A 16552-nucleotide genomic window follows, 5' to 3' on the forward strand; every position below is an offset into this window, starting at 1 on the left:
TCTCTCTCTCAACAACAAACTAAATCATGCGGCAATCGTAAGAGGTTTGTCTTACTCTTACCGAAAGTGGGTAGTTAATCTGTATGGATTAACTACCCACTTTTTGTTGTTAACTGTATATCCCGATATATAGAGTAGTTCTTATATAACCATATATATTTCTATATATAACTTTATATATTTCTATATATAACATTATTATATATAGGGGCATATGACCTATAGAACATATAACCACATAGACTATTATAGCTTTTATAGGTCCTTTACATGCCCGACTAATACGAAAATAGTTTCTGCTTTTAAATACATTTAATAGGTATATAAAAAACTGTTTACAAAATGGATATTCATGCTACAATGTTCATATAAAACTCATGAAAATAATGTGAATTATTTATATATTATTTGTAAGAGAGATAGTAATTAAAGTACATGGAGGATACTCATCATGAACAAACGGAGACGTTTATTAACTATGTTAATTAACGGTGTGTTGTTATCCAGTTTGTGGGTTGTTGCAAGTGCGGCAGACACTACGACTGGCGGTGGTAGTGGCGTAGCATACGGCACTGGCAGCAGTGCACCTAAAGCGGAAAACGTGGCTGTCGGTAAAGGCGCTGCTATTCAATATTCTAATGGTCCTAGTGCTGCTACAGGCGATATTGCTGTAGGTAGCGGCGCTGTAATCAATAACTATGCTAGCCAAGGTGGTAGTGTAGCTATCGGTAACAATGCAAAAATTGAAAATATGGCAGGCGGCGTAGAGGCTGCCTTTGCTTTGGGTCAAACTACTTATAGTGGTAATTTATTCTCTAGATCTCGAATTCCTGCGGATCCAACTAAGGTAGTAGGCAGCGTAGCAATTGGTGATAATACCTTTGCTCGTACTGGCAGTACTATGATTGGTTCCCATAACTATAAAGGTGACCTTGGTGATACAACTGTAGATTCTGCCAAAACTCGTACAGATGCATTGAATGTATATGCTACTACAGTGGGTGCTAACAGCTTTACAAATGGTGCCTTTGCTACAAACACTGGTACGTACAATATTATTTCCAGTGAATATAATGGTGGCCGTTTTGCTAACCCTGTTAAAAACTTAGCATCCACTGTGAATGGTTCTTTCAATAGTAATGAATCTAAAACGGCTAGCAGCTTCTATTCTGGTATTGGTAACAGCATCGTAGGGACAGCGAATAGAACGTTCAACTCCAACGGTTCCATCGTGATGGGTGCAGGTAACGAAATTACAAACTCCGTTACAACGATTCCTGTTAATGCAACTGATGCAGGCAGTTCTGCTAAAGAATTCGCTGAAACATTGCGTACTGCTGTTAAAAATGCTAACGGTGGCGGCTCCACGATGGCCCTCGGTGGCGCTAACAAGGCTGACTACACGTTACGTACATCTATGATCGGTATTAACAATACTGTGACAGGTGTTAATGGTGGTGAAAGCAAAGATAACCTTGCTATGGGCGTAGGTAATACGGCTACTAAAGTTCAGCACATGACAGCTATTGGTTCCAAGAATACTGTGTCTGATGCAACTGACACAATTATCGTAGGCGATAACCGTACTGTAACAGGTGCTAACAATACTGTTACAATTGGTTCTAGCGATGCTGGTACTACAACAACTGTGAACGAAGCAGTAGCTATTGGACACAACACAGAGGTAACTGCTGAAGGCGGCGTAGCTCTTGGTAGTGGCTCCAAGGCAACAGTAGCAGCTGGCGGTATTGGCTATGATGTTAAAACAGGTGCTGCTTCTACAGAAACAGGTGCTGCATGGAAAGCGACAAGCTCTGCTGTATCCGTTGGCGACGTAGCAAATAATGTAACACGCCAAATTACATCTGTAGCAGCTGGTACAGATGACACTGATGCAGTAAACGTAGCACAACTTAAAAAAGCAGAAGAAAAAATCAACGATGTTGAAGCGGAAGCTAAAAAACATACTACAGTTGTAGCAGGAGATAACACAACTGTAACAGCAGGTACAAATGCGGCTGGTGGTGCTGAATACAAAGTGTCTGTAAAGAAAGACTTAGAGGATATGAACTCTGTTAACTTCGGTAAGATTACAGACGATGTACGTGCTCGTATCGATAAAGACAGCGCTCGTTTCTTCAACGGTAGCGAAAACATCGGTATCACACCTAAAGGCATTCAAATCGAAAATACAGATACTTTAGAACAAGCGAACTTCACTAAATACGGTATGTACGCAAGTGAAGGGGATAAAACCGTTTACTACACTACAAACGGTATTAGTGCAGGCGATCAAAAAATCAATAATGTGAAAGCTGGCGAAGCAGATACTGATGCAGTTAATGTAGGTCAACTTAAAAAAGTAGACGACAAGGTGACTGCTGTAGAAAATAAAGTAAATACTGTAGAAAACAAAGTAAATACAGTAGAGACTAAGGTTAACACTATTGAAACTAAGGTTAACGATGTAGAAACTAAAGTAAACAATGTAGATACTAAGGTTAATAACTTAGAAACAAAAGTTAACACCGTTGAAGCAGAAGCTAAAAAACATACTACTGTTGTAGCAGGCGATAATACGACTGTAACACAAGGTACAAATGCAAACGGTGGTGCTGAATACAAAGTAGCTGTAAATAAAGACTTAGTAGAGATGAACTCTGTTAACTTCGGTAAAGCAACGGACGACGTTCGTGCTCGTATCGATAAGGACAGCGCTCGTTTCTTCAACGGCAGCGAAAATATCGGTGTTACACCTAAAGGTATCCAAATCGAAAACACAGATACGTTAGAACAAGCTACTTTCACAAAATTTGGTATGTACGCAAGTGAAGGGGACAAAACAGTTTACTACACTACAAACGGTATCAGTGCTGGTGATCAAATCATCAACAATGTGAAAGCTGGCGTAGCAGATACTGATGCGGTTAACGTTTCCCAACTTAAAAAGGTGAAAGACGAAATCACCGCTGCTACAGGTACTACAACAGTAACAGCAGGTGACCACATTACGGTAACACCAACAATCAATGGTAATAGTCGTGATTACAAAGTATCTTTGTCTAAAGATATTACGGACCAAATCAATAACAACACTACGAATATCGACAAAAATAAGACAGAGATCAACAAAAACCGCGACGATATCAACAAAAATCGCAACGATATCAACAAAAACAAATCTGCCATCAAGAACAATCGCAATGACATCAATAAAAACCGCGATGATATCAACAAAAATAGAAGCGATATCAACAAAAATACAGGTAATATTGCAAACAATACTACAAATATCGCTAAGAATACAGAGGACATCAAAAACATTAAAGGCAATGTAACAGATATTCAAAACAATATTACAAACATCAATAATAATATGAATTCCTTCAAGGGCGACCTTTCCAAGATGGATAAACGTATCGACAAATCTGTAGCAGGCGCTGCAGCGTTGGCGGCTTTACATCCACTTGATTTCGATCCAGATGCTAAATGGGACTTTGCTGCAGGTTATGGTCATTACCGCAGTGGTGATGCGGCAGCTATCGGTGCTTTCTACCGTCCTAACGAAGATGTACAACTTAGCATCGGTTCCACAGTGGGCGGCGATGAAACAGTATTTAATGCTGGCTTGTCTGTGAAAGTAGGCGCTCATAATGGTGTATCTCGTTCTCGTGTAGCTATCGGCAAAGAGGTATTGGCTCTTAAGAAAACTGTAGCTGAACAAAATGCACAAATCCAAAAATTGACTGCATTATTGAACGGCGTAGCTGGTACTAAGATGAAAGCTGACCATACTACATTGTTCCCAGACGTGACTGCAAACCACTGGGCATATGAAGCGGTAAGCGATTTATCTCGCCGTGGTCTCGTTGAAGGTTATCCAGATGGCACATTTGGTGGTGACCGCTTGTTAACTCGTTATGAATTCGCACAAATCGTATACCGTGCAATCCAAGACGGCGTAACAGTAGATGATCGTCTCGTTACTGAATTCAGCCCAGAAATGGCATTGTTCCGCGTGGACACAGTAGCGAAAAATGCTCAAGGTGAACCAACAATTGAACGCGTTCGCGTAAACAAAAAATAGAATAGGTGATTAAATAACCATTGGCTACTACACAGATTACCTCACTTCTAAATATAATTAAGTAGTAGCCAAATCAAAAAGCGTAACTGATATAGACGGCACTCTATACCAGTTACGCTTTCTTTTTATGTGATTAAGTATGGAATTAACTTTTACGTTAAGCTTGGTGTCTAAAATAGCCAAGCTCTACTATATGTTTAATAGACTCATCGAGGTATTGTTCACTTGGGACAGTGAAGGTCTCACCATCTGCTTTCGTACGAGTGATGGTTAGGGTTTCATCTAAAATCTTAATTAGTTCGTCACGAGTCGTTGGCTGTGCCATTTGTTTCATGACGTACAATAGCCCTTGGTCTACAGTAGGATCCTCTTGGTTAAACATATTGCCTAAGGACATATATTGTTTACCGTTGCCTTCGATGAGGGTAGAAACATATCTAATGAAACGTTCTGGGATGTAACTCACATTTTCTACAAATAGTAATTTTTCATATTTCTCAGCATACGAACGGAGATGGCCTAAAATGGTTAGCAAGAATAGCTGTACGTACAATCTGTCCTTGCTATATTCCTCATTAGGATGATTCTCAGCCATGTAGTCTACAATATCTTGAACATTAAATTGTTGGAACGTGCGCATAAATTGTTTGAGCGTAATGCGTAGCGTATCGGTCCAATCCGAAGGCATGCCTAAGGAATCTTCAAAAGGTGCCGCAAAGTACAACGTGTCCAGAATATCTTTTTGAACCGTTTCGTCCCGCACAATTTTGTCTCTATTGCATGGTTTTGTTAATAATGCCATGCGGAACTGTGTATCATAGACAAAGTCATAATATTGCTCTTTATCCTTATGATTACCGTTGGCAAGGGCTTTAATATTATCTACTACCTTATCATTGAGCCACGTGATAAAGGATTTTTCGAGGCTTTCATCACCGATATATACACAGCCCTGCTGTTCTGCACGGTCAATAAACTCAGACACATACACAGGATCGTTAAAGGTTTCTAAATATTCATGGCCCACATAATAATCATTGGAATCTAAGACAGTATTGATATTGGCGATTTTGTAACCTGACCGCTCTTGGGAACGTTGATCCATGTTCATTGTTTCGCCAAGGAGTTTTAACACGTTTTTAGTGTATACAGTACGTTCTTGCAGTGATTGAGACTTTAATTGCTTTTCAGAATAGAGCATAATATCTCGCATTTGCTCTAATCGTTTCCAACCGGGATACGTGTTGTAGGACACATAAGCGATGCCGCGGTCAGATAGATTGCGATTACAAATGCTGAGGATTTTATCCTTAACGATATCAGGTACCCAAGACCAAATGCCGTGAACGAGAATGTAATCGAAGGTGCCAAAGTCATCATCGATGTCCATGATATCTTTTTCTAACAAGGTTACATTGGTGAGCCCCATGGAATCGATTAATTCGTTACCGTGTTTGATTTGTACAGATGATAGGTCGATGCCTGTGAAAGTTGCCTCTGGATAGTACAGCGCTTGTGGAATGATATTGCCGCCACAAGAGGAGCCTAGCTCAAGTACACGCGCACCCTTAATTGGCGCCGGATCAAGACCGTAGATGCGCGCCGTTGCAATTAATGAATTAATAGAACAACTAGCAAAGGCTTTAGATACATAAAGGAAATCATCATACGAGTCCTTTAATGCCTCAATGCCCGCTTGGTCGGTAGACGGTTGATGCGGAGGGGGACTAATGGCTTGGCCTTCGCTGCTATTGCTTTTTAGTATGTCTTCTGTAGTTTCTTTATACATATCTTTATGTGCTTCTTTTGGTTGTGTGTCCATGGTAAATCCTCATTGTTACTATATGGTTAAATTTTACCTCATTATGATTAAGTATATCATAATTTCTATTATATATAGGAGTACGAATTCATAATTATTTCATTTGCAAAGAGATATATGAAATAATTATGAAATTGCTATCAAAGGATTGAGTGAGTTTCATATATAGAATTTTTTTGAGATCAAAATTTATAGATAATATAGAAATAGAGTTTGAAATCGAGAAAAATCAATCTCCATAAATCGATTAAACCTTTATTTATAAGTTTTGGTAATGCAATTATCGAAAATAATAAAACTGGATAGAATAAAATAGATTAGATTTTATAAAATACGTATAAATCGTCAAAAAAATGAGTAAAAAAACGACCATATATTAAATTTTGTTTAACAAAATAAAGGTTCTAATAATAAACTTTGGTGTTTATGATAAAAAGATGAAGTAAAGTATTTACAAGATTTTCGATATATGATATTCTGTTCATGACACAAAATGAAAAGAATATGAAAGACACTCAGAAAGCCATTAAGTATGGGATATTTGGTATTTTAGTCTTTTGTATTTATTGATTATTAATTATAAGGATTGTAATTGTGTCTAGTTAAGAAAGGGGTTCATAGTAATATGAATAAAATCTTTAAAGTTGTTTGGAGCAAAACTAAAGAGTGCTACGTAGTAGTTTCCGAAGTTGCAAAAAACAATGGTGGTAAGAAAAAAGTGTTAGCTAGCGTATTAGCTGGTTTGGCTATGGTAGGCGCTGGCGCAATGGGTACACCGGTACAGGCGAATGTAGATTTAGGTAATAGTGCGGTTAATATTTCTCCTAACGGTACTTATAATGGCTCTAATACAGTAGGCTCAAACTCTATTGTTGTAGGTATGCAAAATACAACTGATAACAATTGGGGGACTGTTGCAATTGGTGCAGCAAATACTGCAACAGAAAATTCTGCAATGGCTGTAGGTAATGGTAACCAAGCAACTGGCGGTGCAGCAGTGGCTATGGGTGCTTATAACCAAGCAAAAGGACGTGCTTCTGTAGCTATTGGTAACGTATCTATGGCAAATGCTGAAGATTCTATTGCAATTGGTAATCGTGCAAACGCTACTAAATCTAACCAAGATAGAGGTAGTGGTCAATTCTCTATTGCTATGGGTCGTGAAAGTTGGGCAAAGGGCGATAATAACATTAGTATCGGTCATGAGGCTGAAACAAATTCCACTGGTGACAGCATTGCCATGGGTCGTAACTCTAAAGCGAACCAAGCTAATGCGGTTGCTGTAGGTCCACAAGCTGATGCCAACGGTTGGGGTGGCATTGCCGTAGGTCGTGAAGCTGCTGTAAGTGCTAATTTTGCGACTGCTATGGGCTATCAATCCAAGGCAGAAGGTAGTTCTTCTGTAGCAATTGGTAAAAATAATACAACTACTGGTGGTGCAGGTGGTGTTGCTATCGGTAATACAAATACATCTACTGGTGATCGTGCTATCGCAATCGGTGAGGGCAATAAGTCTCAAAAAGAAGATACAATCACAATGGGTAAATCTAATACTGCATCCGTTGGTGGTGGTATCGCTATTGGTCAAGATAACGTTGCGAACTCTGGTGGTAGTGCAGGTAATACAATGATTGCCATCGGTCGTCAAAATGAAGCGACAGCACAAGATACAATTGCTATTGGTCGTGAAGCAAAAGCTAAAAACGATTTATCCGTTGCTATCGGTAATCGTACAGAAGCTACAGCCAATGCTGCTATTGCTATCGGTACTAATGGTGCTCCAGATGCTAATGGTAATGCATATAAAACAACAGCTAGTGGATTTGCGGCTGTTGCAATTGGTATGCAATCTAACTCCTCTGGTACTGCTTCTACTGCAGTAGGTGGGAAATCTTCTGCTACTGCAGCTAGTGCAAGTGCATTTGGTCGTGAAGCTAATGCATCTGCTGAAAACGCAACAGCTTTAGGTTATAAATCTGCGGCATCTGTAAAAGATGGTGTTGCTCTTGGTTCTACATCTAAAGCAACTGTAGATAAAGGCGTTAAAGGCTTTAACCCTGCTGAAAATCGTGATAATAAATATGCTGGTTTAGCTGGTACTGCACAAACGTCCACGTTGGCAGCTGTTTCCGTAGGTGATGGTCCTATTGCAACTCGTCAAATTACAGGTCTTGCTGCAGGTACTAATGATACTGATGCTGTTAACGTAGCTCAATTGAGAAGCGTTAACTTGAAATACGCTGGTGACACTGGTAAAGGCGATGTATTGTTAGACGATGGTACATTAACTGTTAAAGGTGAAGGTCTTCTTTCCACAGAAGCTGATGCGAGCGGTATTAAATTAAAACTTAAAGAAGGCGACACAATCACTGATAACAACGGTAAAGTTGTACCTCCTACTACAAATGGTGTAGCAACTACTGACAATGTAGCACAAGCTATTAACCGTTCTGGTTGGAAAGTAACTTCCACTAACAATGGTGGTACTACAAATGGTTCTAGCTCTGAAAAAGTAAGCCCTGGCGACACTGTTACTTTCAGCGCTGGTAAAAACATTGTATTAGACCAAGCTAATAAACAATTCACATATTCTTTGAATAAAGACGTTGATTTGACTAAAGATGGTTCTTTAACAATTGGTGATACTGTAATCAACAACGCTGGTATGACTATCACTGGTGGTCCATCTGTAACTAAAACTGGTATCAACGCTGGTAACAAAAAAATCACTAACGTAGCTCCTGGTACTGATGATACTGATGCAGTTAACGTAAAACAATTGAAATCCGCTAAGACAGAAGTTAAAGCTGGTGCAGGCGTAACTGTAGCTAAATCTCAAGGTGCTGAAGGTCAAGACATCTACACAGTAAGCTCCACTGGTGCTACTGGTAACACAGATCCTTCTAAACTTGTAGATGGCAAAAATACTAAAGTTGAAGGTGACGGCACAGCAGCTACTCCTTACAAAGTAAATGTAGAAGGCGACTTGGCTGATATCTCTTCCATCACAAATGGTGCTGATTCTGGCAAACTTACTTTCGAAGGTGACAAAGTTGTAAAAGTTGGTGGTGACAACCCTATTTCCTTAGATGGTAAAGGTGGTTATGTAACTGGCTTACAAAACAAAGATTGGGATATCACTAACCCAACTATTGTTTCCGGTCGTGCAGCAACTGAAGACCAATTGAAAAAAGTAAGCGATGGCTTCAACAACACAGTTAAATTAGCAGGTAACACTGGTAATACAGATACTCAAAAATTGAACAAAACAGGTGGTTTGAGCTTCGGTGTAGTTGGTGCTAACAACGGTCAATACATCAAAACAACTGCTTCTGGTACAGATGTAGTAGCTGATTTGTCCGATGATGCAAAAGCTAAATTGAACCATACCGTTGAAGTAGCTTCTGGTTCTAAGAATGTAACAGTAACTAAAGATACAACTGATCCTAATAAAACAGTTTATAAAGTAGCTGTTGCTAATACTTCTTCTGTACCTGGTGGTGCTTCCTCTACTGAAAGCGTAGTTAAAAAAGCTGACGCAGCTGGTGACACTAACCTTGCTGACATCTCTGTAGGTAATGGTAAAAACTCTGGTGACCCTGATGCTCAATACGAAGTTAATGTTTCCCGTAATGCTGTTAAAGATGCAGCTCGTGAAGCAGTAACAGTAAATAATGGTGGTAATACTGATAGCCCTATCACTGTAACTCCTACAGATGATGCTGCTAACCACAACACTTCTTATGCTGTAACATTCGATGGCGCTAAAGCAGCTAAAGTAATTCCTTTGACTTACAAAGCTAACGGTGCTAACGGTCAAACAGTTACATTAGAAAAAGGTTTAAACTTCACTAACGGTTCCAACACAACAGCTTCTGTAGACGCTGATGGCGTAGTTAAATACGACTTGAACAAAGACGTTGATTTGACTAAAAACGGTTAACAATTGGTGACACTAAAGTTAACAACGATGGCGTAACTATCACTGGTGGCCCATCTGTAACTAAAACTGGTATTGATGCTGGTAACAAAAAAATTACTAACGTAGCACCTGCTACTGATGGTACTGACGCTGTTAACTACGATCAATTGAAAGCAGCTCGTACAGTTGTTACTTCCAACGACAAATCTGTAACAATTAACAAAACAACAAATGGCGACCAAGTAACATATGACTTACATGTAAATGCAGCTGCTGGTACAGCATCTACTTGGAACTTGAAATCTGGTGCAGTTTCTGCTACAGAAGGTACACATTCTGGTGACACAGATCAAAACATTGCAGACGGTAAATCCGTTACAATGCAAGCTGGTAAAAACTTAACTGTTAAACAAACTAACGACGGTAACGGTAATACAGAGGTTGCATACGCTCTTGATAAAAATCTTAAAGATCTTACAAGCGTAACAACTGACAAAGTTACTACTAAAGAAATCGGCTTACAAGATCCAACTGGTAAAACTACAACAATCAAGAACGATGGCGACCGTATTACATACACTAAAGACGGTGACACTAAAGTTCATGAAGTAGCTACTCTTGAAGATGAAAAACACATCAAACCTGGTAGCTATGCTGTACAAAACGACGGCAGCGTAACTATGACTTACGTTGACGGTAAAGGTAACCCAGTAGCTAACGAAGAAGCTAAAATTACTGGTATCGCTAAAAACGATCTTTCCAACATCACTAATGATGGTAAGAAAGTAATCACTGGTCTTGGTTCTAAAGTTGAAGCTGGTGACAACGTAACTGTTACTGATGCAACTGATGCAACTACAGGTCAAAAAACATACACTGTAAATGCTAAATTAGCGAAAATTGAAGACGGTAAAAACACTAAGAAATCTGGTACTGGTACAGACGCTGATCCATACAAACTCAACGTTGAAGGTGACTTAACTGATATCAACTCCATCACAAATGGCGCTGGTTCTGGTAAACTCACATTCGGTCCTAACGAAACAGTAACAGTTGGTGGTACTAACCCAATCAGCTTGAACGCTAAAACTGGTAATATTGGTGGTTTGACTAACAAAACATTCGATCCTAACAATATCGTATCTGGTCAAGCAGCTACAGAAGACCAATTGAAATCTGCACATGATTCCTTGAAAGCTTCTGAATTACACATCGCTCCTACAGCAGTTAAAGCTGGCAGCACTGAAGCTAAAGGCGGTGTAGCTTCCGGTACTGAAAACGTATACAAATACGATGCAGGTACTAAGAAAGTTACATTGACTTACAACGATGGCAACGGTAAAGCTGTAACTGATACTAAAGCAGTTATCGACTTCTCCGACTTGAACATCCCAGCAGCATCTACTCCTTACAGCTTCAAAACAAATGCAACTGGTAACCTTGAAGACGGTTCCAATGCAACTGAAACTGCAGTAGCAAGCGGCAAAACTGTAAACTTCGGCGCAGGCAAAAACTTGACTGTAAAACAAGAAATTGGTGCTGATGGTAACCAAACTTACACTTATGCATTGAACAAAGACTTAACTAACTTGGATAAAGTAGTTGTTAACGGTAAAGATGGCGTTAACGGTCAAGACGGTGTAACAATCACTGGCCCTCAAGGCGCAGCTGGTACAGATGGTAACAATGGTAAAGTTGGTATCTCTGGTAAAGACGGTAAAGACGCAGTATCTATCTCCGGTAAAGATGGCGTAGGTCACATTGGTTTGACTGGCCCTGCTGGTAAAGATGGTAAAAATGCAACTGCTGATATCACTGTAAAAGATGGTGTTCCAGGCGTTGACGGCCAACCTGGTGAAACTATGACTCGTATCGTATACCAAGACAAAGACGGTAACGAACACGAAGTAGCAACTCACGATGATGGCATGAAGTTCGCTGGTGACGACGGTCAAACTGATCCAACTAAAGTTATTAAGAAACATCTTAACAACGTAGTAGATATCGTTGGTGGTGCTGATAAAGCTAAATTGACTGATAATAACATTGGCGTAAACAACGACAATGGTAAAATGAAAGTTCAATTGTCTAAAGACCTTGATCTTACTAAAGATGGTTCCGTAAAAATTGGCGATACTACAGTTAACAACGATGGTTTGACTATCGCTGGTGGTCCATCTGTTAAGAAAGATGGCATCAATGCTGGTAATAAAACAATTACAGGCGTTAAAGCTGGTGAAAACGATACAGATGCTGTAAACGTTAAACAATTGAAAGACAAAGTTACAACTGTTGAGTCTTCCAACAACTCCATTAAAGTAGTTGATAAAAACGATCCTACATCTGCAACTTATGATGCAGCTAAAGGTCACCAATATGACATCACTATCAATAACCAATCTGTAGTTGAAAATGCTCAAACTCCAGTGGTTTACACTGATAAAGATGGCAACAAACTTTACAAAATCGTAGATCCTGCAACTGGTGCTACTACTTTCAACACTAACCCTGATGGTACTGGTACTACAGTTCAACCTGCTGATGTAATTGCATCCATGAACAATGGTGGCAATTCCACAACAGATCCTATGAAGTTGAACAACGTAGGTTCCTCTATCGCTGATCAAGCTGGCAACACTTACTTAGACAAAATTAATGCAGCAGCTGCTGATAACAAAACTAAGAACGGTGCGGTAAACGTAACTGACCTTAAAAACACAGCTGACGCATTGATCGACAAAGGCTTAAACTTCGACGCTAACTCTGGCGGTGTGAAAACTAATAAACTTGGTTCCACTGTAAAAGTTCAAGGCGAAGGCGCTAAAGCTGATACTGAGTACAGCGGCGAAAACGTTAAAACTATCATCGGTCAAGATGCAGATGGTAACACAACTATCGACGTTAAACTTGATAAAAACCTTAAATCTGAAACTATTACTGTAACAGGTAAAGATGGTAAAGACGGCAAAATTGGTATCAACGGTAAAGACGGCACTAATGGTGTTGATGGTACTAACCGTGTAGATATCCAAGTAGAAAAAGGTAAAGATGGTATCGATGGTACTAACGGTGCTGATGGTATCTCCCGTATTGTATACGAAGATAAAACAGGTAAACACACTGTTGCTACATTAGAAGACGGTTTAGCTTTCAAAGGCGATAACACTACTGTTGTTAAGAAAAAACTTGGTGAACAATTAGATATCGTTGGCGGTGCAGATAGTACTAAATTGACTGATAACAATATCGGTGTAAATGAAGACGGCGGTAAATTGAAAGTTCAATTGGCTAAAGATGTAGATCTTACTAAAGATGGTTCCTTAAAAGTTGGCGATACTACAGTTAACAACGATGGTTTGACTATCGCTGGTGGCCCATCTGTTAAGAAAGACGGCATCAATGCTGGCGATAAGAAAATCACAGGCGTTAAAGCTGGTGAAGCTGATACAGATGCTGTAAACGTTAAACAATTGAAAGACAAAGTAACAACTGTTGAATCCTCTGATGGCACTATCACAGTAACTGATAAAAATGACCCTACTTCTGCAACTTATGATGCAAATAAAGGTCACCAATATGACATCAAGATCAATAACCAAGGTGTTGTAAACAACGCTCAAATTCCAGTGGTATACACTAAAGAAGACGGCACTAAAGTTTACAAACAACCAGATGGTACTTTCACAACAAACGTTGATGGTACTGGTGATGTAGTTCCTGCAAACCAAGTTATCGCATCTATGAACAGTGCTGGTAACTCCTCTACTGAGCCTACTAAGTTGAACAATGTTGGTTCTTCCATTGCTGACAAAGCTGGCGATACTTACTTAGATAAGATCAACAACGCTGCTGCAGATAACAATGCTAAGAATGCTGCTGTAAACGTAACAGACCTTAAAAATACTGCTGATGCAATCGGCAATAAAGGCTTGAACTTCGGTACTCAATCTGGCGATGACATCCACAAAAACTTGGGTGAAAAACTTGAAATCGTTGGCGAAGGTACTAAAGCTGATGCTAACTACAGCGGTTCCAACATCAAAACTATGACTAAAGATGGTAAAGTTGTAATCGGTCTTGATAAAGATCTTAACGGCTTGAACTCCATTGGCGTTCCTGGTAAAGACGGCGTAGCTGGTAAAGATGGCGTATCCATCTCCGGTAAAGACGGTGCTAACGGTGTTGACGGTAAAGTTTCCATCGGTAAAGACGGTAAAGACGCTGTATCCATCGCTGGTAAAGACGGCGTAGGTCACATTGGCTTGACTGGTCCTAAAGGTGCTGACGGTAGCAACGGTAAATCTGTTGATATCTCCACTAACGACGGTAAACAAACATTAGTGAACCCAGAAAATGGCACTGATAAATCTCAACGTATCGTTTACACTCCACAAGATAAAGACGGCAACCCTATTAAAGGTAAAGACGGCAAAGATATCGTACGTGAAGTGGCAACTATGGATGATGGCTTGAAATTCACTGGTAACAACACTAGCACTGAAAACAAACATGCGTTGAATACGCTTGTTAAAGTTCAAGGCGAAGGCGTAACTGAAGCTCAATCCAATGCATTCCAATCTGCTGCTGGTAATATCAACGTAGTAGCTGATGGCAACGATACATTAACTGTTAAATTGAATAAAGACCTTAAAGGTATTAACTCTATCAGAAACAGCGAAAATGGCCCTGCATTGAACTTCAACGCTGGTGATATTTCCGTAACTGGTGGTAACCTCAACATGGGTGGTAACAAAATTACTAACCTTGGTAAAGGTACTAATGACAGTGATGCAGTTAACTTGAAACAATTGAAAGATTCCCGTACAATCGTTAAATCCACTGATGGTACTGTAGGTGTTCGTGAATCTGAAAGCACTGATGGCGCTAAAGTATACGACTTGTCTACTGGTGCAAGCCCTCGTTTCGATGAGTTAACTGATGAAATCGGTCGTGTAGGTGCACAAGGCGCAGCTCTTGCAGCATTGAAACCTATCCAATACGATCCATTAGAACCAACTCAAATCATGGCTGGTTATGGTAACTACCGTGGTAACTCCGCTATTGCAATGGGCGTTGCTCACTACAAAAATGAGTCCACAATGATGCATGCTGGCTTGGCATGGGCTGGTGGTTCCCGTCACATGATGGCAAACGCTGGTGTAACTTGGAAAGTTGGCAACCGTGATAGCGAAGCTGCTGTAGCAGATCGTTACCGCAAAGGCCCTATCAGCTCCGCTTATGCAATGCAACAAGAAATGGCATCCGTTAAAGCACAAAACGCTGGATTAAAAACAGAAGTATCTGATTTGAAAGCTGAAAACGAACAAATGAAAGCTCAAATTGCTGCAATGATGGCAAAACTTGGTATGTAATCATTTGAGAGAGTAAGAACTGAATGAACTTAGGATGGTATGCGCTACCTAGCGTAGCGCTTACCTCTCCCTATGGTTTATGAAAGCAGTGCTTTCAGATATGAACGTGTAATACGTGTGAAAGATACTTTCACCATAATCTAACGATAGAAAAGAGGAATATAGAATGAAAAAATCTACATTACTTGCTTGTGCAGCGGCTCTTGTTATTTCTACAGGTGTTGTAGGTGCACAATCCGCTCCAACATATGACGATAACTTAATTTTACGTAACCCAGTATCTGCGCCTGCATTGAGCAACGTAGTATTGGTTCCTGTGGCTAGCCCACAAACAGTGTCTGCTGTTCATGACTATGTAAAAGCTTGGCAAAATGCGGAGATCAACATTGCAAAAGCTAAAGTGAAATACGAAAACCATGAGCGTATGACTAAAGCTGAGAAAAAATGGTTACATTCCTATGACAAACACAACTATGCTGACTACTTCCGTACACATTCCATCGGTCGTGTACATGGTCAAGAAGTGTTCTTGAACTGGAATGGTGAAAACCGTAATAAAAACGAATACGAATATTTCGAAATGCCTAAATACAATGAAAAAGATGGCTTCACTAACAGCTATGGTTACAATGTATTGCGCGGCATGACAGATCGTATTAACGAAATCATCCAAAAACAAAAAGAAGTTGGCGGTCCTATGACTGATGACGAAGCACAAGCATTAGAAGATGCTATTTTGGATGTAATGGCACAAGACCAAGAACATGTATCTAACGAAGAACTTCGTCACTACATGAACGAAACAATTTGGTTCGCTGCTAAACAAACTGTAAAAAATAAAGCAAGTGAAGAACCTACAGTGCAAGATGAGCACGTAGTAAACCTTCGCGAAGCTATTAATCGTCCAGCTAACCAAGAAACTAAAAAAGTAGATTTGCGTGCTGCGATTCAATAATAAGGTCGTTGTAAATTTTAACTATAAATCATTAGATCACTAGTGGCTCGGCATAAACGATATAGAGTGTTTTAGGAAAATGATGTGTGATGCACAGTGTAATAATGAATAACTACATACGGCCCTCATACGGCGATTGTTTGAGGGCCTTGCTGTTCCCTGGCCCCCGACTAGGGCACACAATCCTTATGCGAAACGACGCCATCCGAAAGGATGGCGTTGTTTTTTTGCGTTTATATATTGTTTTCTATACGTATATGACTCAATAAGATGACTCTATAATTGTGTGATTATAAACAATTATAAAATAATAGAATGATTATATTAACTACCTATTTCTGCTCATTTATGAAGAAACGCTTGTTTGCTATGTTGATGACTTCATCTAATTTAG

General features: G+C 39.7%; 5 protein-coding genes. 4 read left to right on the forward strand and 1 reads right to left on the reverse strand.

The window, feature by feature from the left end; genetic code table 11:
- The first annotated feature begins 451 nt into the window (after window positions 1-451).
- Complete coding sequence (locus VRHSUH09_RS07765; protein ID WP_105081846.1) at window positions 452-4087, forward strand: S-layer homology domain-containing protein; 3636 nt, start codon at window positions 452-454, stop codon at window positions 4085-4087.
- 157 nt (window positions 4088-4244) lie between these two features.
- Here the strand turns inward: VRHSUH09_RS07765 and VRHSUH09_RS07770 are convergent, their stop codons facing one another.
- A complete protein-coding gene (locus VRHSUH09_RS07770) occupies window positions 4245-5909 on the reverse strand; it encodes a methyltransferase regulatory domain-containing protein (RefSeq protein WP_105081847.1) in 1665 nt (554 codons plus the stop codon).
- A 625-nt stretch (window positions 5910-6534) separates the two neighbouring features.
- Between VRHSUH09_RS07770 and VRHSUH09_RS07775 the strand changes: the two genes are divergently transcribed.
- The 3 genes from VRHSUH09_RS07775 to VRHSUH09_RS07785 all read left to right on the forward strand — a co-directional run bounded on the left by VRHSUH09_RS07775 (window position 6535) and on the right by VRHSUH09_RS07785 (window position 16158).
- Window positions 6535-9852, forward strand: coding sequence for an ESPR-type extended signal peptide-containing protein (locus VRHSUH09_RS07775; RefSeq protein WP_105081848.1), 3318 nt, complete (start codon window positions 6535-6537; stop codon window positions 9850-9852).
- Window positions 9853-9998: 146 nt separating this feature from the next.
- Window positions 9999-15203, forward strand: a complete 5205-nt coding sequence (locus VRHSUH09_RS10520; protein WP_054747821.1) for a YadA-like family protein — start codon at window positions 9999-10001, stop codon at window positions 15201-15203.
- A 166-nt stretch (window positions 15204-15369) separates the two neighbouring features.
- Entirely contained in the window at window positions 15370-16158 is a 789-nt protein-coding gene (locus tag VRHSUH09_RS07785) for a hypothetical protein (RefSeq protein ID WP_054747819.1), read from the forward strand.
- Window positions 16159-16552: the final 394 nt, after the last annotated feature.

The organism is Veillonella rogosae JCM 15642 (assembly GCF_002959775.1).
In the GTDB taxonomy this organism is placed as follows: domain Bacteria; phylum Bacillota; class Negativicutes; order Veillonellales; family Veillonellaceae; genus Veillonella; species Veillonella rogosae.

Coding starts and splice junctions, on each gene's coding strand:
- VRHSUH09_RS07765 (WP_105081846.1), top strand. CDS start 452: ATGAACAAACGGAGACGTTTATTAACTATGTTAATTAACGGTGTGTTG.
- VRHSUH09_RS07770 (WP_105081847.1), bottom strand. CDS start 5,909: ATGGACACACAACCAAAAGAAGCACATAAAGATATGTATAAAGAAACT.
- VRHSUH09_RS07775 (WP_105081848.1), top strand. CDS start 6,535: ATGAATAAAATCTTTAAAGTTGTTTGGAGCAAAACTAAAGAGTGCTAC.
- VRHSUH09_RS07785 (WP_054747819.1), top strand. CDS start 15,370: ATGAAAAAATCTACATTACTTGCTTGTGCAGCGGCTCTTGTTATTTCT.